Source organism: Massilia sp. 05N420 (genome assembly GCF_056397205.1).
Genome location: NZ_JBFTMX010000277.1, coordinates 1 through 366 on the forward strand (window position 1 = coordinate 1; position 366 = coordinate 366).

Here is a 366-nt window from a genome sequence, read left to right on the forward strand (position 1 = left end):
GCTGATGGGGCTGGCGATAAGGGATGGCCTGACCGGGCTTCTGAATCGCCGCTCGCTGGACGAGGCGCTGAACCGGATCGCCCGGGACGGGGCAGGTGATGCGATCGCCATCATGGCGGATATCGATCATTTCAAGCGCTTCAACGACGAATTCGGCCATGACGCCGGAGACGAAGTCATGCGCCGGGTTTCCGCCATCCTCTCGGAAGCGGTCGGTGATGCCGGTATCGTCTATCGCTTCGGCGGCGAGGAGTTCGCAATCCTGCTGACGGGGGCTTCCGAAGACAGCGCACTCGATCTGGCGGAAAAACTGCGGACGCTGATTGCGGCAACGCCGGTGACCTATCATGGCCGCCTGCTTGGCGC

Annotated in this window: 1 protein-coding gene; it reads left to right on the forward strand. The window is 63.1% G+C overall.

The genetic code is table 11. From position 1 onward, the window contains the following. Positions 1-366 (forward strand): GGDEF domain-containing protein (locus AC1DIX_RS28320; RefSeq protein WP_477328691.1); only part of this gene is annotated, 366 nt, incomplete at both ends.